The 23,513-nt window shown below is 29.2% G+C and carries 20 protein-coding genes and 5 tRNA genes; 6 read left to right on the top strand and 19 right to left on the bottom strand.

Annotation, left to right across the window (positions count from 1 at the left end):
• Positions 1 to 37 precede the first annotated feature (37 nt).
• From rplK to CPEL_RS02235, 10 genes are all read right to left on the bottom strand, one after another.
• Positions 38 to 463 carry a 50S ribosomal protein L11 gene (gene rplK / locus CPEL_RS02280; protein WP_044598450.1) on the bottom strand — a complete coding sequence of 142 codons (426 nt, stop codon included), beginning with the start codon at positions 461 to 463 and terminating at the stop codon, positions 38 to 40.
• A 27-nt stretch (positions 464 to 490) separates the two neighbouring features.
• Entirely contained in the window at positions 491 to 1,024 is a 534-nt protein-coding gene (gene nusG / locus CPEL_RS02275) for a transcription termination/antitermination protein NusG (RefSeq protein ID WP_044598449.1), read from the bottom strand.
• 8 nt (positions 1,025 to 1,032) lie between these two features.
• A complete protein-coding gene (gene secE, locus CPEL_RS02270) occupies positions 1,033 to 1,215 on the bottom strand; it encodes a preprotein translocase subunit SecE (protein ID WP_044598448.1) in 183 nt (60 codons plus the stop codon).
• Between the two features lie 16 nt (positions 1,216 to 1,231).
• Positions 1,232 to 1,307: transfer RNA gene (locus CPEL_RS02265), tRNA-Trp, on the bottom strand.
• A 20-nt stretch (positions 1,308 to 1,327) separates the two neighbouring features.
• A complete protein-coding gene (rpmG, locus tag CPEL_RS02260; RefSeq protein WP_044598447.1) occupies positions 1,328 to 1,486 on the bottom strand; it encodes a 50S ribosomal protein L33 in 159 nt (52 codons plus the stop codon).
• A gap of 40 nt (positions 1,487 to 1,526) precedes the next feature.
• Positions 1,527 to 2,726 (bottom strand): elongation factor Tu, encoded by a 1,200-nt coding sequence (gene tuf / locus CPEL_RS02255; RefSeq protein WP_044598446.1) that lies wholly within the window; start codon positions 2,724 to 2,726, stop codon positions 1,527 to 1,529.
• A gap of 65 nt (positions 2,727 to 2,791) precedes the next feature.
• Positions 2,792 to 2,866 (bottom strand) — tRNA-Thr (locus CPEL_RS02250).
• 100 nt (positions 2,867 to 2,966) lie between these two features.
• A tRNA-Gly gene (locus CPEL_RS02245) sits at positions 2,967 to 3,043 on the bottom strand.
• Between the two features lie 7 nt (positions 3,044 to 3,050).
• A tRNA-Tyr gene (locus tag CPEL_RS02240) sits at positions 3,051 to 3,136 on the bottom strand.
• A gap of 45 nt (positions 3,137 to 3,181) precedes the next feature.
• A tRNA-Thr gene (locus CPEL_RS02235) sits at positions 3,182 to 3,257 on the bottom strand.
• Positions 3,258 to 3,349: 92 nt separating this feature from the next.
• On the opposite strand from CPEL_RS02235, the gene CPEL_RS02230 reads away from it, so the two are divergent.
• Complete coding sequence (locus CPEL_RS02230; protein WP_044598445.1) at positions 3,350 to 4,087, top strand: YaaA family protein; 738 nt, start codon at positions 3,350 to 3,352, stop codon at positions 4,085 to 4,087.
• A 29-nt stretch (positions 4,088 to 4,116) separates the two neighbouring features.
• On the opposite strand, the gene CPEL_RS02225 is transcribed toward CPEL_RS02230, so the two are convergent.
• The 8 genes from CPEL_RS02225 to mqnE all read right to left on the bottom strand — a co-directional run bounded on the left by CPEL_RS02225 (position 4,117) and on the right by mqnE (position 13,326).
• Positions 4,117 to 5,328, bottom strand: a complete 1,212-nt coding sequence (locus CPEL_RS02225) for a major outer membrane protein (protein WP_044598444.1) — start codon at positions 5,326 to 5,328, stop codon at positions 4,117 to 4,119.
• A 264-nt stretch (positions 5,329 to 5,592) separates the two neighbouring features.
• Positions 5,593 to 6,330 carry a pilus assembly FimT family protein gene (locus CPEL_RS02220; RefSeq protein WP_044598443.1) on the bottom strand — a complete coding sequence of 246 codons (738 nt, stop codon included), beginning with the start codon at positions 6,328 to 6,330 and terminating at the stop codon, positions 5,593 to 5,595.
• Entirely contained in the window at positions 6,327 to 7,484 is a 1,158-nt protein-coding gene (locus CPEL_RS02215; protein WP_044598442.1) for a membrane protein, read from the bottom strand. The genes CPEL_RS02220 and CPEL_RS02215 overlap by 4 nt, the downstream gene beginning before the upstream one ends.
• 3 nt (positions 7,485 to 7,487) lie before the next feature.
• The gene (locus CPEL_RS02210) at positions 7,488 to 8,021 is read right to left on the bottom strand and encodes a monoheme c-type cytochrome (RefSeq protein ID WP_044598441.1); all 534 of its coding nucleotides are present in this window, start codon (positions 8,019 to 8,021) and stop codon (positions 7,488 to 7,490) included.
• Positions 8,022 to 8,023: 2 nt separating this feature from the next.
• Positions 8,024 to 10,423 carry a molybdopterin guanine dinucleotide-containing S/N-oxide reductase gene (locus CPEL_RS02205; RefSeq protein WP_044598440.1) on the bottom strand — a complete coding sequence of 800 codons (2,400 nt, stop codon included), beginning with the start codon at positions 10,421 to 10,423 and terminating at the stop codon, positions 8,024 to 8,026.
• Positions 10,424 to 10,488: 65 nt separating this feature from the next.
• Positions 10,489 to 10,929: a phosphoribosyltransferase gene (locus tag CPEL_RS02200; RefSeq protein ID WP_044598439.1), complete on the bottom strand. Its 441-nt coding sequence runs from the start codon at positions 10,927 to 10,929 to the stop codon at positions 10,489 to 10,491.
• Position 10,930: 1 nt separating this feature from the next.
• The gene (locus CPEL_RS02195; protein WP_044598438.1) at positions 10,931 to 12,253 is read right to left on the bottom strand and encodes an NCS2 family permease; all 1,323 of its coding nucleotides are present in this window, start codon (positions 12,251 to 12,253) and stop codon (positions 10,931 to 10,933) included.
• Positions 12,254 to 12,261: 8 nt separating this feature from the next.
• Positions 12,262 to 13,326 (bottom strand): aminofutalosine synthase MqnE, encoded by a 1,065-nt coding sequence (mqnE, locus tag CPEL_RS02190; RefSeq protein WP_044598437.1) that lies wholly within the window; start codon positions 13,324 to 13,326, stop codon positions 12,262 to 12,264.
• A gap of 345 nt (positions 13,327 to 13,671) precedes the next feature.
• Between mqnE and CPEL_RS02185 the strand changes: the two genes are divergently transcribed.
• The 5 genes from CPEL_RS02185 to CPEL_RS02165 all read left to right on the top strand — a co-directional run bounded on the left by CPEL_RS02185 (position 13,672) and on the right by CPEL_RS02165 (position 21,082).
• Positions 13,672 to 15,798, top strand: coding sequence for an ACT domain-containing protein (locus CPEL_RS02185; RefSeq protein ID WP_232088180.1), 2,127 nt, complete (start codon positions 13,672 to 13,674; stop codon positions 15,796 to 15,798).
• 3 nt (positions 15,799 to 15,801) lie between these two features.
• Complete coding sequence (gene glmS / locus CPEL_RS02180; protein WP_044598436.1) at positions 15,802 to 17,601, top strand: glutamine--fructose-6-phosphate transaminase (isomerizing); 1,800 nt, start codon at positions 15,802 to 15,804, stop codon at positions 17,599 to 17,601.
• A gap of 126 nt (positions 17,602 to 17,727) precedes the next feature.
• On the top strand, positions 17,728 to 19,119 hold the full coding sequence (gene fumC / locus CPEL_RS02175; RefSeq protein WP_044598435.1) for a class II fumarate hydratase: 1,392 nt from the start codon (positions 17,728 to 17,730) through the stop codon (positions 19,117 to 19,119).
• Positions 19,120 to 19,161: 42 nt separating this feature from the next.
• Positions 19,162 to 19,536 carry an HIT family protein gene (locus CPEL_RS02170; protein ID WP_044598434.1) on the top strand — a complete coding sequence of 125 codons (375 nt, stop codon included), beginning with the start codon at positions 19,162 to 19,164 and terminating at the stop codon, positions 19,534 to 19,536.
• Positions 19,529 to 21,082, top strand: a complete 1,554-nt coding sequence (locus tag CPEL_RS02165; protein WP_044598433.1) for an MFS transporter — start codon at positions 19,529 to 19,531, stop codon at positions 21,080 to 21,082. The genes CPEL_RS02170 and CPEL_RS02165 overlap by 8 nt, the downstream gene beginning before the upstream one ends.
• A 52-nt stretch (positions 21,083 to 21,134) precedes the next feature.
• On the opposite strand, the gene CPEL_RS02160 is transcribed toward CPEL_RS02165, so the two are convergent.
• A complete protein-coding gene (locus tag CPEL_RS02160; protein ID WP_044598432.1) occupies positions 21,135 to 23,510 on the bottom strand; it encodes a tetratricopeptide repeat protein in 2,376 nt (791 codons plus the stop codon).
• Between the last annotated feature and the right edge of the window lie 3 nt (positions 23,511 to 23,513).

Here is a 23,513-nt window from a genome sequence, read left to right as displayed (position 1 = left end):
TGCTACCGCCTTTTTAAACTCTTGGCGGTAAAGAGTATTAATCTACGATTTCAACACCCATAGAACGAGCAGAACCCATGATGATTTTAGCTGCTTGCTCTCTATCTTTAGTGTTCATATCTGCAATTTTTTTATCCACAATTTCTAAAACCTGTGCTTTTGTTAATTTTCCAACTTTATTTTTTAGTGGATTATCAGTTCCTTTAGAAATTCCAGCGGCTTTTTTTATCAAATCAGTTGCTGGTGGTTGTTTTGTAATAAAAGTAAAACTTTTATCTGCATAAACTGTAATAACAACTGGGATATTATAACCAGCCATATCTTTAGTTCTTTCGTTAAATGCTTTACAAAATTCCATAATATTCACACCTTGCTGACCCAAAGCAGGACCAACAGGTGGCGATGGATTAGCTTTTGTAGCAGCTATTTGTAATTTTATTTCTCCTACAACTTTTTTAGCCATAACCTTATCTCCTTTATTTGCTTTATATTAAACTATTTTTTCAACTTGAGAATATAAAATCTCAACAGGAGTTGATCTACCAAAGATAGAAACATTTAGCTTCAATACGCCTCTTACCATATCATACTCTTCAACAATACCGGTAAAATTCGCAAAAGGACCCTCAGTGATTCTTACACTCTCTTCTTTATCAAATGAAATTTTAGGTTTAGGTGCTGCTTTATTTTTCACCTTCTCTAAAATAAGATTGATATCCTTTTCACTTAATGGGGTAGGTTTTTTACTCTCCCCAATAAAACGACCGACTTTTGGTAAAGATTGAATCTTATGCCAAAGTTCAGTGCTTAAGTCAATATTAGCAAAAACATAACCTGAATATAAGCTTCTTTCACTTATTTTTTCTTTACCATTTTTAAATTCGATTACATCTTCTGTAGGAACTATAACCTCAAGAAGTTGCTCTTGAATTCCATGATCTCTTACTAAATTTTCTATAGCTCTTTTAACAGCCATTTCACTGCCAGCATAAGTTTGTATAGCATACCATTTATGATTATTCATAATATTCCTTATCCTATAATCTTAGATAATGAAAATGACATAATTAAATCCACTAATGCCAAAAACAACGAAACAACACTCACAACTACAAAAACCGTAATATAAGCATTTCTAACTTGCTCTTTTAAAGGCCAGATTACTTTTCCTAATTCAGCTTTTGATAATTTAAAATAAGTTATTAATTTTTCCATATTTAACCTTATTTTGTGGCAGGGCAAGAGGGATTCGAACCCCCAACCATCGGATTTGGAATCCGGCGCTCTACCATTGGAGCTATTGCCCTAGGGGCTTTTTAAAAAAGCCTTAACTTTTTAATTTTACTTCTTTATGAAGAGTATGTTTTTTTAATCTTGGGCAATATTTCTTTAATTCTAATTTTTCAGTTGTATTTTTACTATTTTTAAAAGTACTATAATTAATATCACCGCACTCTTCACATTTTAAACCAATTTTAATTCTCATTTTTATTCCTTAAAAAGCGAGGAAATCCTCGCTTGTAAAATTATTTAATAATTTTAGAAACAACACCTGAACCAACGGTACGACCACCTTCACGAATTGCAAAGCGAGTACCTTCTTCAAGTGCAACTGGAGCAATAAGACTTACAGTGATTCTAACATTCTCACCAGGCATAACCATTTCAACGCCTTCTGCAAGTTGGATAGAACCAGTAACATCTGTTGTTCTTACATAAAATTGTGGTCTATAGTTATTAAAGAATGGAGTGTGACGACCACCTTCATCTTTATTTAAAATATAAACTTCTGCTTCAAAATCAGTGTGTGGAGTGATTGATTTAGGTTTAGCAAGAACCATACCACGAAGAACATCTTCTTTCTTAGTTCCACGAAGAAGAACACCAACATTGTCCCCTGCTTCACCTTGATCCATTTCTTTTCTAAACATTTCAACACCAGTAACTGTTGTGCTTTGAGTATCTCTAATACCAACAATTTCTATAGTATCGCCAACTTTTACAACACCTTTTTCAATTCTACCTGTAACAACGGTTCCACGACCTGAAATCGAAAATACATCTTCAATTGGCATTAAGAAATCTTTATCTGTATCACGAGCTGGAGTTGGAATATACTCATCAACTGCTGCCATAAGATCTAATATTTTTTTAGACCATTCACCATCTTGTCCAGCTTTTGCTTCTTCTAAAGCTTGTAAAGCAGAACCTGAAATAATTGGTGTATCATCTCCTGGAAAATCATAAGAGCTTAATAACTCTCTAATTTCCATTTCAACTAATTCTAACAATTCAGCATCATCAACCATATCAGCTTTATTCATAAAAACAACAATGTATGGAACACCTACTTGACGAGAAAGTAGAATATGCTCTCTAGTTTGTGGCATTGGACCATCAGCTGCAGAAACAACAAGAATTGCTCCATCCATTTGTGCTGCACCTGTAATCATATTTTTAACATAGTCAGCGTGACCTGGGCAGTCCACATGCGCATAGTGACGATTTTCAGTTTCATACTCAATATGTGAAGTAGCAATAGTAATACCACGCTCTTTTTCTTCTGGAGCATTGTCGATATTATCATAATCTTTTAGCTCAGCCAAACCTCTTCTAGAAAGAACAGCAGAAATAGCAGCTGTTAAAGTTGTTTTACCATGATCAACGTGACCAATAGTACCGATATTTACGTGAGGCTTATTTCTTGAAAATTTTTCTTTAGCCATCTTTTTCCTCCATATAAAATTTACAAACAAATACTAATTTATGTTTTATAATCTTTTGAAATCAATGGAGCTCATAGCGGGACTTGAACCCGCGACCTCTCCCTTACCAAGGGAGTGCTCTACCTCTGAGCCATACGAGCGCTCAGAAAAATTAAAAACATAAACTATAAATTTGGATTAGAAACTGCAAGAAATCTGAATTTAAAACAGCTCCCAGTTTCACTCTACCAAAATCTAGGTTGGAGCGGGAAACGGGACTCGAACCCGCGACCCTCAGCTTGGAAGGCTGATGCTCTAGCCAACTGAGCTACTCCCGCAAAGCAATGGTGGTGAGTCGTGGATTCGAACCACGGAAGGCGAAAGCCAGCAGATTTACAGTCTGCCCTCGTTGGCCACTTGAGTAACTCACCTTAAATAAATGCTTTTTATTTCTGGTCAAACACTGCTATCAACAATGGAGCTGGTTAAGGGACTTGAACCCCCGACCTGCTGCTTACAAGGCAGCTGCTCTACCAACTGAGCTAAACCAGCAAAAAATAAAGTTGAATTATAATCTAATTTTATAACAATGTCAAGTATTTTAAATATTTTTGTATAATTTATAAAAACTAGAAAGGATTAAAATGAAAATTTTATTTTCACCTAGCGAAGGAAAAAGCATTCAATCAAATGATAATATCCTCAATGAAAATTCCTTTATTTTTAAAAAATTGTATCCAAAGCGTAAAGAAGCATTGGAATATTTTCAAAATTTTATCAAATCACAAAATGATGAAAATTTAAAAAAATTTCTTGAAACTAAAAGCGACAAAGAATTAATTTTTTTTAAAGAAGATATTTTTTCAAAGCCAACTATAGAAGCCATAAAAAGATATAATGGCGTTGCATACGAAATGCTTGATTTTATAAATTTAAATAAAAAAGCACAAGAATATATTTTAAACAATGTGCTTATATTTTCTAACTTATTTGGGCCTATCATGGCAAAAGATTTGATTCCTTTTTATAAATTTAAACAAGGTAAAAAAATTGATAATTTCAATATAGAAAAATTTTATAAGGAAAATTTTTCATCATCTATTGATAATTTACTAAAAGATGAACTTGTAATAGATTTAAGAGCAAAATTTTATGAAAAATTTTACACTTTAAAACAAACCCACCTAAGTTTTATTTTTTTAAAAAATTCTAAAATATTAAGTCATTATGCTAAAGCTTATAGAGGTAAGATTTTAAAAATACTAGCATTACATGATATACAAACAAAAGAAGAATTATTTAATAATCTACCAAATGAGTTAAAAATAAAAGATATAAAAATACAAGGATTAAAAGAAGAGATAGTTTTAGAGATATTATAAGCTAAGCCTATAAGGCTTAGCTTTTGTAATTAGAATTTATATAAAGCTTCAAGTCTGATGAATTGATCATCTTTATCGCTTGTACCAGCTGTATTGAAATCTTCTGTTAAATAAGAATAGAATCCACTAAATGTAAGTTTTGGACTATAAGCATAAGATACACTACCTACAAATTCGTTTTTGTCTATATCATTTTTATTTGTTTGCTCAGTTTTACCACCAATATAGTCAAATCCTACTCTTAATGTTTCAGCAAAAGTATAACCTAAACCTGCAAAATAGAAGAAGTTTTCACCATATACATGAGTTAATTGGCTAGTATTTTTAGCATAGAAAATTTGTTGACCTGGAGCGATAACTCTACCTGTATCTTCTAAAGTAACTACAGTTTGTTTATCTTTATCACCATAGCCTAATAAACCTGCTTGGAAATCAAAAGCAGAGATTTGTCCGCTAAATTTAGCAGCATAGAAGTTACCATTGTCTACACCATGATTGTAGAATTTTTCAAAATCGCTATCTAAGCTATTTCCTAGGTATTGACCTTGGATTTTGAAGTTCATATCATTGAATGCAAATTTATAGCTAGCATCTACTGCATATAAGAATGCATTATTAGCTGAATAAGCTGCCCATAATTGGAAAGCAAATGGATCAAAATCACCTAATACAGCAGCACCATATAATGATGATTTAGGTAATTTTGTATCTGTATAATCACCATCATTGTTCCAGTTAAATGCATCAAACCAATAACCTGCGAAAGTTAAACCTTCTATAGAATTATTTACAACTTTAGCACCTGTTCCTACAGCATCATCAGTCCAAATTGAACCAACTTCCATTTTACCGAAAGTTAAGCTTGTAGCATAAGCTTCGTTAGTGTATTCTAAGTAAGCTTGGTTAACAACAAAAGGACTTTTAGTATCTGTTCCTGTTGTTCCTTGACCAAAACCATAGTCAGTTGTTTGGCCATATTGGAATTGAACAAAAGCTTTGAAGTTATCATCTAAAGCTGCTTTGAAATTTAATTGAGATTTAAATTTGTGCTCGTTGTTTTTAGAGCTGTTGTAACCATCGCTAATTACATTACCTTGCTCTTGTCTATCAGATTGGAATCTGTATCTAAACATTCCTGATACATCAACATCTTTTATAGCTTCTTCAAGTGAAACAGCGTTAGCTGCTGAAAAAGCACCTGCAGCTAAAGCTGCTACTAAACTAAGTTTAACTAGTTTCATGAGAATTCTCCTTATTAAAATTAAAACTATGGAGAGTATTATAGCATAGTTTTATATAAGAATTCTTAAAATAAAGAAATATTTATTAATTAACTAAAGAAAATGTGTAGCTTAGTTAGTTTATATAGACTTATAGCTATATAAATCTTTAAAGATCTAGAAAAACTAGATCTTTAAAAACTAAGGAGTTATCTATGAATGTTTGCTTTTACAAATGTAATTATGCTCTTTGAAGGTAAATGTTTAGAAACGAAAGAGGTAGGGTTACAAATTTTCACAAGTTAGAATTTTATTGTTTATGTTAATCATTTGCTTATTGTTGTTAAATTGTGGAATATAAGCATAAGAATTTAGGGGATTTATAACAATACAAATGTGCTTATTTGATTTGTTTGATAATTTTATAATGCAATTATCATTGAAATTTAGTAATTTATCATAACTTCTTAAAGCATTTTTTAATGGAGAATACAAGCGTCCATAATCATCAAAAACTAATCTAGTACTTCCCTTACACGAACCTTCAAAAGTAACTTTAGATATACCATAAGTTTTTTCTATATTGTATTTAGGGTTAGCCTTAGAATCACCTTGTGATATAACTCCACTTTGTCCTGAATTCATTAATATATTTGGATTGATTAAATCAATTGCAATTTCTCTGTCTTTATTAATTATATTTTTTCCTATATTTGCATTGCCATCGCCATTTTTGTCTAAAAAAATCGTATAAGTTTGTTCGTTATTGGTAGCTGTTTTTGATCGTATAAAATAAATTTGCCATTTAGCTTGATACCACTCTCGTTTGGCAATGTTAAATTCTTTAACTCTAAAATCATTTTGCATTAGCGCTAAGTGTCTAGTGTATTTTATATCATTTAAAATTTGCTCAGCACCTAAATGTAAATAATCTGGTTTTAAATAAAAATATCCCATAGAAAAAATTATAGAAAGTATCATACTAACGATGATTAATTCTAGTAAAGAAAAAGCTTTTTTCATTTTATAGCATAGTATAAGTTGTGATTGGCTAGTTTTATATTTAGCTTGGTTATTTTGTTTGTTTGATATAATTTATCCTTTCCCTTTTCTATGCCATAAAATTTTAATCTTAAATTTAATTCTTCATTTTGTGCTGTTATTTTTGTAATACCTCTTTGTTTTAACTTTAATGCTAATTCTTTTGCTATATGATAATCATAAGCAAAGTGTTTTTTTGGCTCTTTTAAAAAATAATAAAAACTATGATTAAATATAATCCCTAAATAAAAAAATACTAAAAATACCAAAGAACACTCGATAAAAATATTATGCTTTAAGCGTAGTTGAGGCATTCTTGAACGATAAGAAGACATTAAATAACGGATTAAAAGAGGAGTACAAACCACACAAAAAGGTAAAAAATCTTCCAAATACAACTTTTGTCTAATAGAAAAAATCAAGCAAAAAATAAAAGTAGTCGCACTGATAAACCATAAAAGTGGTTTTTGATCTTGAAGTAATACTCTATATATAACATAAAAAAAATACAAAAAAATCAAAGGTGAAAAACATGCTGCAAAAATTCCTAAAGTATCTAAAAAATACCCCTTAGGCTTACCGCTTGTGTCAAAACCATAAATACTCATAGCAATTGCAAATAATAATAAAGAAATTCCAATAAGAATTTTATCTTTTTTGTAAATTGCATAAAAGAAAAATGACAAATACAAAATGGCAAAATTTCCATCAACAAATAAGACTAAAAACAAAAATAAATAAAATAAAATTGTCTTTTTATATTCAAATAAAACTAAAATTAAAAGCGTAAAAAAAATAACAATACTAGATTCATTAATAAGCAAGGCACTAGCAACACTTCCTGGCAGTAAGATAAAAAGCACTACAGAGATAAAAGCATCAAAAGAAGTTTTGGTATATTTACGCGCTAAAATATAAAGCAATATGCAACTTAAAGAATGCAATAACACAAAAGGAATTCTTAAACCAAAATCATTTTGTCCTAAAATTGCAGTTCCAAACCTAGCAAGCATAGCTACTAAGCTATGCTCATAAAAATAAATTTGTGCTTCATTATAGCTGATGGATAAAGTATTTATACCATATAATAAAGCACAAAAATCTAAAAATAAAATTGTGGCTAAATACCTTTTCATTTTTTAATCAAGTTTTACAGGTCCATTACTTGCATGAGATTGTAAAAATCTTAAAATTCTATTTTTTTCTGCATCGGTAATTTTTGCAAATCCTTGCATAGCTGATAAATACGCATCCCACTCTTCCATTAAGTGTTCTTTTGGTTTGTGAGCTGCATGGCAACTTGTGCAAGTATCATAATAAGTTAATTCTATTTCATCCCAAGCAAGAATTTCTTTATCAGTTAAATCCTTGCTTTTTACCAAAAATTCCATTTCATTACTGGCATTTGCAGAATTTAAAGTAAGTAAAAGATAAATTCCATCTTTAGTGTAAGCAAGACTTTTTGGATTTGAATCAACTACTTCACCTTTAACTTTGATTAAAGAATACTCACCCTCTTCTTTTAAAAGCTCAACTTTAGAACCTTCATAAATTTGCCCTACTACATTTTTACTAGTGCTATCTAAAAGATCTACTTTTTCATTAAAAATAAACATATCCTTAGCAAATAAAATACTAGTTAAAAAAGTTAATGCTAATATAATTTTCTTCATAATTAAGCTCCTATAATTTCTGGTGGTGTAGTTGAGTTATATGGCTTTATAACTTCTTTTAACTTTTTAATTCCTACAAGACAAGTATTTACGCTTGTAGCTTGAGCCATAGTAGAAGTTGGTCTTGAACTTGTTAAAACATTTACATGCCCTGCATTACATCTTGGTTTGCTATCGCTTATGTCTTCTGGATCATACCAAGCACCCTCTTGTATGCTAATAACTCCTTCCATGATATTATCTGTTACAAAAGCACCTGCTAAAAGTGAACCACGATCATTATATACTTCTACAACCTCTCCATGAGTAATACCAAGTTTTTTAGCATCATTTGTATTAATCACCACAGGTTCTCTACCTTGAATTTTATATAAATCCCTTACCCAAGTATTATCAAGTTGAGAATGCACTCTATATCTTGGATGTGGACTTAACAAATGAAAAGGATATTTTTTAACTAATTTTTCATTTCCAAGCCATTCTGCAGGTTCAAACCAAGTTGGATGTGCTTTAAAATCATCTAAGCCATATTTTTCAAATTTTGGAGAATAAATTTGAATTTTACCACTTTCTGTTGCAAGTTTATTTGCTATTGGATCAGCTCTAAACTCAGAATGTCTTACAAAATTATAAGCTTCTTTTGGTGGCTCAAAATGAATAAAGCCTTGCTTCCAAAAATCAGCAAATTCCATATAATAAGGACAATCACTTCTTCCATAAAATCCTTCAAGCCATTGTTGTTTTGTCTTACCGCCTGTGAATTTTTTGTGCTCTCTTTCGCCTATTCTTTTTGCTAATTCTTCAAAAATATCATAATCATTTCTACTTTCAAAATAAGGTTCAATAACTTTTTTCATAGCATATACATAATCTTGAGAATAAGAACCACCAAAGCTTATATCATCTCTTTCTAAAGTAGTAGTTGAAGGCAATACTATATCAGCCATTTTTGCCATAGGAGTCCACCAAGGCTCATGGACTATCAAGGTATCAAGAGTTCTTAAAGCTTTGATAAGCTCGTTAGTATCTGGATGGTGACCCAAAACAGAAGCTCCTACTACATACATTGTTTTTATTTTAGGATAAGTAATTTCTTTACCCTTAAATTTAATTTTCTTACCTGGATTTAAAATAGCTTCTGAAATTCTACTTGCAGGAATATTGGTATCAAGATTATTTTTACCCTGTGGCAAACCTACTGGTAATCTTACACCTGAAAATGCTTGGCCACCACCTGAATAATGCATAGAAAAACCAAAACCTCCACCTGGTAAACCTACTTGACCTATCATAGAAGCTAAAACCATTAAAGTCCAATCAGCTTGTTCTCCATGATGTGCTCTTTGCATAGCCCAATTACCTGCTAAGAAAGTTCTATTTTTTACAAAAGTATCTGCTAAAGCAGTGATAATATTTTCTTCAACCCCTGTGATATTTGCTGCCCATGCTGGAGTTTTGTCAATTCCATCAGTTTTTCCAAGTAAATAAGGTAAAAATTTATCAAAACCATCAGTATATTTTTCTATGAATTTTTTATCATATTTTCCACTTTTATAAAGATAATTCATCATACCAAGCATTAAAGCAACATCAGTATTTGGACGAATTTTAATCCACTGGGCGTTTAAAATTTCTGCTGTTTGGGTGTATTGAGGATCAATTGAAATAAATTTAATATTTGATTTGCTGTATTTTTTATAATATTCATCATTTCCACGATTTGCTACTTTAAAATCAATTTGATTACACTTATAAAGATCAGCTCCCCATAAAACATACACTTGGGTATTTTTTAAAATAACCTCATGTGAAGTTTGTAAAGAATAAACTTCTAAATCCCCTACTATACTAGCATTTACCTTACCGGCAGCTCCATTACTATACTCGCCATCAGTGCCGATATGGCCACCTAAAGCAGTATTGAAAAATCTTCCTGCTACAGAGTTACAATTATGCAATAAACCTACATGCCCCCAAGCACCATAACTAGCATTAAATAAATTTTCAATAGGGGTTTCTTTTAATTTTTGCAATACAAGCTCTAAAGCTTTTTCCCAGCTTACTCTTACAAAAGGCTCTTTGCCTCTTAATTTAGGTCTTTTTTTTCCTTCTAAAAAGCTTTTTCTAACACAAGGATACTTTACCCTAGTATCTGAATAAGTTCTATCGATGATTGCATCTGTAATCACTGAAGGATGTTTGTCAGATTGTTGTGGTGTAACTTTTATAAGCTTTCCTTCTGAATTTACTTCAGCCCAAAAAGCACCAAAATGTGTAGCATGGGGAATTTTTTTAGTATTATAAAATTTCGTTCCCTCACTTGCAGCTAATAAAGGATTAATAGAAGCAATTGCCGAAGAAGCAGCAAGTCCTTTTAAAAATTTCCTTCTTGTTAAACTCATTAAATATCCTTTCTTTAACAAAATTCATTTAAAATATTATTATAATAATTTTATTTTATACTGAACTAAATTTTAATACTCCAAAAAAATTCTATCCATTCTTTTGCTTCTTTAATATAAAATTCAGGGATTAACAAAGCAGAAGTTTTATAAAAAACACTAGCTACTTTGAGTTCTAAATGAGGATATTTTTCCATTAAAACTCTTTTAATTTCTATCATAGTTTCACCACTATCTATAATATCATCTACTAAAAGAATTTTTTTATACGCACTAAGATCAGGAATATTAAAAATTTTAATTGTATCTAGCTTTTTAGTATCTTCATAATGAATGGAATTTAATGAAAATAAATTTCTATTATCCATACCTTCTGCTAAAAAATGTCCTAAAGTCATCCCCCCTCTTGCAATGGCAAGCAAAACATCAGGATTAAATTCATTTTTAATTTTTTGAGTAAAAGGGATAATTTCTTGTTGAAATTCTTCGTAAGAATAATAATACATCTTAATTTCCTATAAATTGTAATAAAAAAACAAGCAATGAAATTGCACTTAAAATAACTATACCGAAATTGATTTTTTCAAATTCTTTCCGCACTATACGCATAAATAAATAAGCAATAAAACCAAAAGCAAAACCTGTAGTGATAGAATAAGTAAGTGGCATCATTATAATGATAAAAAACGCACTTACTGCAATAGCTTTATCTTTAAAATTAATACTTGCAACCTCCATAAACATTAAAACTCCAACTAAAACCAAAACCGGATAAATAGAATTTGCAGGAATGGCTTTAAATACCGGAAGTAAAAATAAAGTAAAAATAAAACATACAGCAGTTACTAAGGCAGTAAGTCCTGTCTTACCACCTGCTTCAACTCCTGCTGAGCTTTCTACAAATGCTGTAACGGTTGATGTGCCAACTATAGCTCCTACAGCTGAACTTGCCGCATCTGCTCCTAGGGTTTTGCCTAATTTTTTTTCACCTAGTTTTGGATCATCAAAAATTTTTCCTCTTGATCCTACCCCCGTAATAGTGCCTATACTATCAAAAAGCTGGGTAACAAAAAAAGTCAATACTATAGGTATCATACTAAGTTCTAATGCACCCTTAATATCAAGCTTGCCAAATATAGCACTTAAACCATTTTCTCCACTAATCACTGGTAAAGACAAAAGCTGCTCTGGAAATTTAGCATTATCAATACCAAAAATCCAAGCACACAAAGCACTCAATAAAACCGCTAAAATAAATGCTGCTTTAATTCTCCAAGCCCAAAAAATAAACACCAAAAATAAGCCAAATAAAGCAAAAAGAACTTTAGAACTAGAAAAATCTCCCAAACTTACTAAAGTAGATTCATTTTTTACAATAATTCCCATTTGAGATAACGCAATAAAGGCTATAAACACGCCAATACCCGCTGAAATAGCTTTTCTTAAATCATTTGGTATGCTTTTAATTACCCAAATTCTAAAATTAGTAAAAGAAAGTAAAGTAAAAATAAGTCCGGATAAAAATACAGCACCTAATGCACTTTGCCAAGGAATTTCATAGGTTTTACACACGCTAAAAGTAAAATACGCATTTAAACCCATTCCCACGCTCATTGCAACGGGAGTATTTGAAAAAAAAGCATTGAAAGCTGTTGCTATGATAGTTACTAAAGCCGTTGCAACAATCAAAGCTTCTAAGGGCATACCCGAAGCACTCATGATATTAGCATTAATAGGGATAATATAAATCATTGCCAAAAAGGTGGCAATTCCTGCATAAATTTCAGTTTTTACATCAGTTTTATTTTCTTTAAGTTTAAAAAAATCCATATTATTCCTTAATATGTTTTTAATTCATTATACAAGCTATCTCGCTCTATAGCTATATAACCTGAACTTTGTATCATTTCTATAAAAGTTTTTAAGCTCAAGCCATTAGCACTTTTTGCACCGCCTGCACTTTGTATGCTTTCTTTTTCTATAGTTCCATCTAAATCATTTGCGCCAAATTCTTGAGCTACCATAGCTAAATTTATACCCATAGTTGCCCAATAAGCTTTGATATTTTTAACATTATCAAGAACTATTCTTGCTATAGCTATGGTTTTTAAAATTTCAACCGAACCTAGAGGTTTTTTACCCGTAATAAAGCTATTATCTTGTTGCCAAAGCAAAGGAATAAAAGCATTAAAACCACCTGTTTGATCTTGAAGATTTCTTAATCTTATCATGTGGTTGATTCTATTTTCTCTACTTTCTATATGCCCAAAAAGCATTGTAGCGTTACTTTGTCTGCCTTTATCATGCCAAAGTTTGTGAATTTTTAACCAATTTTCACTACTTACTTTACCATGGCAAATCTTTTTTCTAATTTCCTCATCAAAAATTTCGGCCCCACCACCTGGCATAGAATCAACACCATATTCAAGCATTTTTTCTATCACTTCTTCATAGCTCATATTAAAAGCCCTGCTTAAAAAATCAACCTCAGCAGCAGTTAAAGCTTTGATGTGTAAAAATGGATATTTCTCTTTAATCATTTTAAAAATTTCTAAATACCATTGCCATGATGTGTTTTTATTGTGTGCTGAAACAATATGAATTTCTTTTGTATCTCTTAAAACCGTTTCATCAACTATTTTCATAATCTCTTCATGCGACATAGTGTAAGGATTAGGGTTTTTTCTGTGCGCTGAAAAAGCACAAAATTTGCAAGTATCAGCACATATATTTGTAGGGTTAATATGGCGATTTATATTAAAATAAACTTTTTTTCCATGTAATTGTGTGCGGATTTTTTGAGCGTATTTTGCTAGCGTAAAAAGATCTAAATCCCAAAGTTTATTAGCCTCTTCTTCGTTTAATCTTTCTTGTTTTTCTAATTTTTCTATAATCATATTCATGCTCTTAATTATTTATTTTGTTTAAAATCACAATTATAATTTTAACTTACTTAAAATTTAATACAAAATATTTTTGGTATGATATACAAATTTTCAACTAAGGATTAAATCTTGGCTCTTGATATACAAAAAATTCATAAATTAAAAAATTCTTTAAAAGACTATGAAGCATATTGTTCTAGACTTTTTTTAAAACAAGGCTCATTTAGTTTTTATCATTCTAAAGAAATTGATCGTTTTATCGAAGATACTTATGAGATTATTTTAAATGATTTTTTTGATGATTTTTTTCCGCATAATGATAAATTTCCCTTTTGTGTTATTGCTATTAAACAATATGCTAAGATGAATTTAAGTATAAAAGAAAATATTGATTTGTTATTTATATATAAAGATATAAAAGCTTATAATATCAAACCATTAATAAAGGCTTTTATAAGTGCTTTAAGTGATATTAATCTTAACATTAATTACCAAGTTTGTGAAATTAATGGGCTTTATAATATAGCTAAAAACGAGCTAAAACAAAATATCATACAACATAGATATATTTGTGGTTCTAAAATTTTATTCAAACAAATAAAAGAAAAAATTATCCAAGTTCAAGAAGAATTTAAAGAAGAATTTGTTTTAAAAATAATAAAAGATTTCAATCCATTTTTACAACCTTTACTAAAACAAGAATTTGATATTAATAAAAATTTTGGCGGTTTAGATGAACAACTAGAAATAGAAAATTTAAATATTTTGCTTAAAGATACTCCTAAAAATTACATGCTTTATTTTATCAACGAGAAAGAATTAAGCGAATTTAAATTAGCGAGCGATTTTTTATTTTCACTTAAATGCGCAATGAATCTTTTAGAGGGTAAAAATACTAATTTATTTTTAGTGCAAAATTCTCAAGAGCTTGCTAACTTAATGCAAAAAAAAGAGAAAAAAAATTTAGACTTAAGATCCATTTTAACTCAAAAAGCTTTACAATCTATGCAAATTTGTGGAATTTATACTCACTTTTTAGCAAGATGTATTCAAGAAAAACATTATAAAGAGCAAATAAATTGTTTAGAACAAAATGATTTATTTATTTATTCAAAAAAAGAAGAAAATTTAAGTGAAATTTTAAAAGATATTTTGTTGTTAGAAGATAAAAACTATCATTTTGATATTAATTTGGTTTTTGCGTTAAAAAGAGCTAAAAATAATGGGGAAATTTTGGATTTTTTTAAAGCTATTTTAGAAAGAAAATATTCTTATAGCATTTTAAAACTTTTAAATGATGCAAATATTTTAAAAGATTTTTGCAAACCTTTAACTCAAAGTAGATTTTTACTCGAAGAAGAAGGAATATATAGTGCCATAGATAGAGCTTTACTTTGTTTGAAATATTTTGAAGAAAAAGAACATGATTTTGATACTAAAACTTTATTAATTTTAAAACTTACTATATTATTAAGTGCAATAAACGAAGAAAATGAAATTTCCCTAGCTAATATTTACAGAGCTTATATGATAAAATTTAATATTCATAATGATGATTTAGATTTTGGATTAAGATTGTTAAAAAATTTCAATGCTTTTAAAGATATCATTGAAAAAGAAGATATTTATAATTCTACCATTGTTTTAAATTTTATTTCAAAACTAAACGATATTAAAACTTTAAAAGTGCTACATCAATTATCTTTTTGTAATGCTAAAGCTTTAGGTATAGAAAATCATTTTTACTATAAAAGTTTAGAAAGATTATATCAAAATGCCTATGAAGGTTTTGAAGATGAAAATTTAATCGATGAAAGCCAAAGAAGAGTAAAAAAAGAACAAACTTTAAAAAGAAGTAAAGCTTTTTTAAATCTTGATGAGCAAAGTCAAAACAATATTTTGCATATTAAATCAAATTTATTTTTTATCAAAAATAGTTTTGAAAATATTATTAAAATTGCACAAATTGCACAAAATGAGAATTTTGCATTTTGGCTTGATAATCAAGAAAATTTTACTTTAGAACTCATTATGAATAGAAAAAACAATCTTGAAAACATACTTAACACTTTAAGTTCTTTAAATTTAGTTTTTATGAGCTTTTTTGAGTTATTTGATGAAAAAATATATCTTAAATTTGAGTATTCTGACATAGTTAGCAACACACAAAAGGAAAGTTTGGAAAATTTATTGAATTCAAAACTCCATACAAAAGTACAAAAACAACTTAAAAAACCAAGCATTAAAAAAGATGAATTAAAATTAGATATGAATTATTCCAAAAGCTATGCCAAAATAACCTTAAACACAAAAGATCAAAAAGGTTTAATGGCATATGTGATGGATGTGCTTGCAAAATACGACATTGCACTAAGCGCAGCAAAAATTCAAACCATAAAAGAAAGAACGCGAAATGTTTTAATTTTGCACAAAAACGAAAGTTTGCAAGATTATAAAGATCAAATTCTTAAATCATTAATAAGCGAGTAAAGAATGTGTGGAATAGTAGGCTACATAGGTAACAAAGAAAAAAAACAAATCATATTAGATGGTTTAAAAGAGCTTGAATATAGAGGCTATGATAGTGCTGGTATAGCAGTGATGAAAAATGGGGAATTAGACTTTTTCAAGGCCGTTGGAAAATTGGAAAATTTAGCTAATAAAACAGCAAATTTCAGTAGTGATGGCTTTGGACTAGCTATAGGACATACGCGTTGGGCAACTCATGGAAAACCAACTGAAATCAACGCTCATCCTCATTTAGGACAATACTCTTGCGTTATACACAATGGAATTATAGAAAATTATCAAGAGTTAAAAACAAAATTAACCAAAGAAGGGGTTAATTTTTTAAGTCAAACTGATACTGAAGTAATTGTGCATTTATTTGAATACTACGCAAATAATCTAAAGCCTTTTGATGCTTTTAAAAAAACTATAGCTGAATTAAGAGGTGCTTTTGCAATCTTACTTGTAAGTAAAAAAGATCCTAATACTATATATTTTGCTAAAAATGCTGTGCCTTTGATTATTGGTAAAAATGGCGATGAGAATGAGTATTATTTTGCATCAAGTGATGCTCCTTTGGTTTCTTTGGTAGATAAAGTAGCTTATCTTGAAGATGGAGATTATGGATATGTGAATTTAAACGAATGTAAAATTTGCCATGAGCAAGCTTGCATACAACCTACTTTTGTAGCTCTAAGTCAAGATAAAAGTTTTGCACAAAAAGATGGCTACAGATTTTTTATGGAAAAAGAAATTTATGAACAAAGTAGAGTTTTAGGTGAAGTTTTAATGGGGCGTTTGCAAGGTGAGCAAGTTGTTTTTGAAGATATAAATGAGACACTTTTACAAAACATAGATGAAATCACACTTTGTGCTTGCGGAACAAGCTATCATGCAGCATTAAGCGGAGCTTATTTACTTGAAAGACTTGCAAAAATTAAAACTAAAGTTGAAGTAGCTAGTGAATTTAGATATAGAGAAGCCATTATAGGTAAAAATACTCTTTTTGTAGTAATCTCTCAAAGTGGTGAAACAGCTGATACACTAGAAGCTTTAAAAATAGCAAAAGCACAAGGAGTTAAAACTTTAGCAATATGCAATGTGGATAATTCCAACATTGTGCGTTTAGCTGACATATCTTTACTTACTAGAGCGGGCATTGAAAAAGGCGTAGCTTCAACCAAAGCCTTTGCTACTCAAGTAGCGACTTTATGGATGCTTGCAATTTATCTTGCACAAAAAATAAATTTAGATATGAGTAAAGAAATCAAAGCGCTAAGAAGCTTGCCAAGTATAGTTAAAGTCGAACAAAGCCTGCATGAAAAAGTGCATAGAATTTCAAAAAGATATCTACATGGACATGGTTTTTTCTTTATAGGAAGAGATGTGTTTTACCCACTAGCACTAGAAGGAGCTTTAAAATTAAAAGAAATTTCATACTTGCATGCTGAGGGATACCCAGCAGGTGAAATGAAGCATGGGCCCATTGCTTTAGCAGATAGTGAGCTTTTCACCGTTGCTTTAATGCCACAAAATTGTCTTTATGAAAAAACCAAATCAAATGTAGAAGAACTTGCTGCAAGAGATTCTACTTTACTTGCTATCTCTCCGCTTGATTTTGATTTAAGCGATGATTTTATAAGAACTTCAAAACAAGAACACTACATGTGTGAATTTTTTGAAATGATGGTAATATTACAACTTCTAGCTTTAGAAGTTTCTATAAGACTTGGCAATGATGTAGATATGCCAAGAAATTTAGCAAAAAGCGTCACCGTAGAATAATTTTTGTGTAGTTTGAAAAAACTACACTTTAATAAATAAATTTATAAATACTTCTTAAATTATAAGCAAACTTTAGGGTTTATTTGGCTTAAATACTATATATCATTTTAACACTAAGGAAAAACCATGGAATATAGAATCGAACATGATACTATGGGAGAAATTAAAGTTCCTAATGACAAATATTGGGGAGCACAAACTCAAAGAAGTTTTGAAAATTTCAAAATTGGTTGTGAAAAAATGCCAAAAGTTTTAATTTATGCTTTTGCAAATCTTAAAAAATCTTTGGCCTTGGTAAATAATAAACTTGGAAAATTAGATGATGCTAAAAAAAATGCCATCGTGCAAGCTTGCGATGAAATCGTAGCAGGCAAATTTGATGATAATTTTCCACTAGCAATATGGCAAACAGGTTCAGGCACGCAAAGCAATATGAATATGAATGAAGTTATAGCAAATCGTGCGACTGAAATCATGGGTGGAGATTTTAGAAAAGCAAAACTCGTTCATCCAAATGATCATGTTAATATGAGTCAAAGTTCAAATGATACTTTTCCAACCGCTATGAGTATAGTTTCAGTAGAACAAGTAGAAAAAAAACTTATCCCTGCTTTAGATGAGCTTATAGCAACTTTTGAGAAAAAAGTAAAAGAATTTGATGGAATTATCAAAATAGGAAGAACCCATCTTCAAGATGCTACGCCACTTACTTTAGCACAAGAATTTAGTGGATATTTGTCTATGCTACTTCACTCAAAAGAACAAATCATCGCTTCTTTGCCTACATTAAGAGAACTTGCAATAGGCGGAACAGCTGTTGGTACAGGTTTAAATGCTCATCCAGAACTTAGTGAAAAAGTAAGTGAAGAATTAAGCAAACTAATAGGTACTAAATTTGTTTCAAGCCCAAATAAATTCCATGCTCTAACAAGCCATGATGCGATTAATTTTACTCATGGAGCTATGAAAGGTTTGGCTGCGAATTTAATGAAAATAGCAAATGATATTAGATGGCTAGCAAGTGGCCCAAGATGTGGTCTTGGGGAGTTAAACATACCTGAGAATGAACCAGGAAGTTCTATCATGCCAGGTAAGGTTAATCCTACTCAGTGTGAAGCTTTAACTATGGTTGCAGTGCAAGTTATGGGAAATGACGCGGCTATTGGAATTGGTGCAAGTCAAGGAAATTTTGAGCTTAATGTTTTTAAACCTGTGATTATTTATAATTTCTTACAAAGTCTTGATTTGCTAGCTGATGCTATGCATTCATTTAATATCCATTGTGCAGTAGGCATAGAGCCAAATAAAGAAAAAATTGATTATAATTTACATAATTCTTTAATGCTAGTAACTGCATTAAATCCGCACATTGGCTATGAAAATGCAGCTAAAGTAGCAAAAAATGCTCACAAAAAAGGCATTTCTTTAAAAGAAAGTGCTATGGAACTTGGTTTAGTAAGTGAGGAAGATTTTGCTAAATTTGTAGATCCTACAAAAATGATAGGACCAAAAAAATAATCAAAAGACTAGGAATAATCCTAGTCTTTTTTAAGAGTTAATATGATTTATGAAAATGATTATTTGTTTATAGAAAAAGAAAATTCTCAAATTCCTTGGGTAAAAATTTTTACTAAAGAAAATTACAAAGAATTAAGTGATTGTCCAGCTTTTTTACAAAATATGCTTTTTCAGTATGTTTTAGCTTGCGAATTAAGCCTTAAAGAATACTACAAACCAGAAAAAATCAACATAGCTTCCTTTGCAAACTATGTCCCAAAAGTGCATTTTCATGTTATGGCGCGCTTTAAAGAAGATGCATTTTTTCCAGAATGTATATGGGGAAAGCAACAAAGAGAAATTAAAGATTTAAATTTACCTGATTTTGAAGGATTTGTATCAATTTTACTTAAAAAAATAAAAAATATTTATGTTTAAAAAATTTATTAATTCTAGCTATATAGCTTTATTACATCATCCACTTGGAGTTATTTTTTATTTATTTTTTTGGTTTTTTATAGCATTTTTTCATAATTTATATCAATGTAGCGATTTTTTATTTTTAACTCTTTTTGTTATTTTTTGTGAAACATTTTTTAAAGCAAAAGAAAATTTAACACAGACTTATAAAAGTATAACAAATTTTTGGATTTTATTTTTTGGGCTAACTTTCTATATAATTTTGCATTTTATTTTCAAACAAGATGAAGATTATTTGCTATTTTACACTCAAAATACTCTTTATGTATCTTTAGCACTGACACTCATAGCTTTAGTATGTGCAAGAAAATTATATGATTTTAATTATTTTCATCATTTTTTAGCAGCCCTTTCTTTTAGTGTAAGTTTTTGGCTGATTTTTGGTATATTTTTGGCTATATTTTATGGTTCGTTTAATTTTTTATTTGATATTTCTTCTAGTAAATTAAATTCTCATGTTTTATCATTATGGCTTTTTAGTGCTGGAATTTTTTCTTTATTTTTGCTTGGCAAATTTACTTCTTATTCTTTTAATAAAATTTTTATTTTTATACTAAATACTTTTAGTATTTTATATATAATCATGCTTTTTGCTTATGGTTTAGGAGTGTTATTTAATCTTTTAGAAAGTCTTAGTATAGTTCATTTATGCCTTTGGTTTGGTATTTTTTTATTAATTAATCTTTGGATAAATTTATCTTTTTATAAAATCAAAAAATCATTACTCTATGCCTTTTTTATTGTGTTATTATCGTTAAATATTTTTGTATTTTATGCCATTATAGTTAGAATTATACAATATGGCTTCACACCTGAGCGTTTGGCTGTATTGACTTTAAATTTATGGCTTTTGATTGCAAATTATCTAAGTGTATTTAGGCAAAAAATAGCATTAAAATTTTCTTTTTATCTACTTGCACTTATGGCACTATTTTTAGGATTTTTTGCAAATCATATCACTATTTTTTCACAAAAATACCAACTGCAAAAAATAGAAAACTCTATATACTCTTTAGATCTTAACTACACTCAAAGCAAACAATATTACAATCAAATCAAAAATATCAAAAACACCTTGCATGATCTTGATAAAAATTACAACAACAACTATAGTTTTGATGATTTTTTAAAAACTTATAACTTAACTCATTTAAAACCACAAAAGATAGAATTTCACAATATGTCCAAAAAATTTCATCCAAAATACCATAAATTAAAAGACAATTATGATGAAGTATTATTTGATTTTATTGCTAATACAAGTGACTTTAAATATTTTATGAGGATTGATAATAATACCTTGTATTTTTTACTTCAAGAAAAAGAACTTTTAAAGCTTGAAAATTTTGACAAAATCTTAAAAAATTATCAGAAAAATTCTCAATTAAACTACAAACTTAACAATGGCTCATCTTTGATTTTTATTCCTTTGGAATTTAATATTAATATAAAGGGTGAGATAACTTTTTTTAAAACTCATGTTTTTATTAAAAATAGCAAATAGACTTTATTTGTGCAAATTTTAAATCCATCTAAATAAGAAATCAGACAAAGCTTTAATTCCAAATTTGCCACCATTTTTTATTTTGCTTTTTTAATTTTTGCATTAAAATATCTTGATTTTTTAATGCAAACTCATTTTCTTCATCAAATTTTAATAATTCTTTAGTGCACTCCAAAGCTTGCTCATATTCTTTTAACTCTTCTAAACACTGAATTTTTCCCACCAAAGCATCGGTATTTTCATTTACTATCTTTAAGCAATCTTCATAACATTGCAATGCATCATGAAATTCACCCAAATTTCTTAAGCACTCTGCTTTATAATAATGTGTCCAATTTTGGTTTTCATCTAAATTTAAAGCCATATTAAGATATTTTATAGCTTCTTTAAAATCTTGTAAATATACTTTAACCGCACCCATAAAATGATAACACTCATATGATTTAGGCTCTATCTCACTTGCTTTTTTTGCTGCCTCAAAGCTTTCATCATATTTTCCTAAAAAGCTTAAAATTTGTGCTTTTTCTATCCAATATTCTGCAATATCATCAACTATCTTCAAACACTCATTAATATCTTTTAAAGCTTCATTGTATTTTTCAAGATTTCTTTTACACTTTGCTCTATGAAAATACGATTCATCGTCTTCTTCATTATTTAAAATCACGCTATCATAGCATTTTATGGCTTCTTCAAACATATAAAGATCTTCATAACAAAGTCCTTTATAATACTTTGCACCATTATGGTTTTTATCGATTTTTAAAGCCTTGTTTAAATCTTCTATAGCTTCTTCTTCTAAGCTTAAATTATATTTAGCAATTCCTCGCCAAAAATAAAGTTTAAAATTATCTTTATCCACCTTGCATGCTGCATTACAATAAGCTATTAACTCTTCATAAGATTCAAGCTCTTTTGCACAATATGCTCTTTCAAATAACACATCTTTTAAATCAAGATAATCTTTATATGATTTTATAAGTTCATTGTATTCATCCATAGCTTCTTGAAATCTCTCAAGTTTGCTTTTAATCCAAGCTCTTTGAGAAAGAGAATTAGCATAATCTTGAGTATTATTTTGTTTTTTATAGTATTGTATAGCTAGCTCGCTATCTTCTAAAGCTTCCTCATATTTTTCAAGATCTGATTTTAAATAAGCTCTATTATAAAAAACATCAGGATATTCTTTTTGATATTTCAAAGCTTTTTCATAACTTATCAAAGCTTCATCATATTTGTCTATCTCATACAAGCTATTACCCAAATGATAAAAACCATAAGGTACTGCGTGTTCAAGTTCTGCTAATTCTGACATAGAAAAACTATGCTCTTTTACTCTTTTTTCATAATACTTTGCTGCTAAATCAAAATCTTCCACTGCCTCTTCAATCATTTTTAGATTAATTTTAGTATTACCCCTATTAATATATGCTTGGGCATATTCTTTATAAAGCTCAATGGTTTTATCATAATACTTCAAAGCTTGTTCATAATCTTTTAAATCATATAAAATCCTAGCTAATGCAAAACATGGATATTGTAAATTTTCATCTAATTCAATAGATTTTTTAAAAGCATTTATTGATAATTCTATATTTTCTAAATCTTTATAAATATGCCCCAAAATTAAGTATGCCATTGCATTTTCATTGTCTAATTCAATGGATTTTAAGCAATCTTGTAAAGCTCCTTCTAAATCATCAATTTTGCGTTTATTATTAGCCCTTTTATAATACGCATCAGCAAAACTCTCATCTTGTTCAATCATCTTAGTAAAAAATTCAACAGCTTTTTGATAATCTTCTAAATTCTCATAAGCTACACCTTGATAATAAAATATTTGCGAGGATTCAAAGCCTAAATCTTGGGATTTTTTAAAATCAATCAAAGCTTGTTTTGGATCAACACTAAGCAAGGCAATAGCTCTAGTATAATAAGCCATATAATATTTTGGAGCCAAATCAATACAAATTTGTAAATCTTTTAAAGCTTTTGCTTGTTCATCCAAAAGCAAATAAACTCTAGCTCTATTAAAATATGCTAAATAATATGCATTATCTAATGCTATGGTTTTATTAAAAGCTAAAAGTGCTTCTTGTAATAAATCTAACTTAAAATTACACAAACCCAAAAGATTAAATAAAAATACATTATTAGGATCAAATTCTACAGCTATAGTTGCATCTTTGAGTGCTTCTTGAAATTTCAAACAATTAAATCTACAAAGTGCTCTATTATGGTAAGCTTCTAAGAGTAAACGCTCTTTATCTTCATCACTTATAAAAATCACTTTACCATCTTGAGCAAGTGTAATTTCACCTTTGCAAAAAGCTATAAGCTCACTTAAAACCTCATCACATTTTTCAAATTCTGAATTTTCAAAATATTCTTTAGCTAAATCTGATAATTCAGTAATTAAATTATCCAATTT

It is taken from the genome of Campylobacter peloridis LMG 23910, from assembly GCF_000816785.1.
Classification (GTDB): domain Bacteria; phylum Campylobacterota; class Campylobacteria; order Campylobacterales; family Campylobacteraceae; genus Campylobacter_D; species Campylobacter_D peloridis.
The sequence above is the reverse complement of the archived record's forward strand: the minus strand, read 5'-3'. Positions and strand labels throughout refer to the sequence as shown.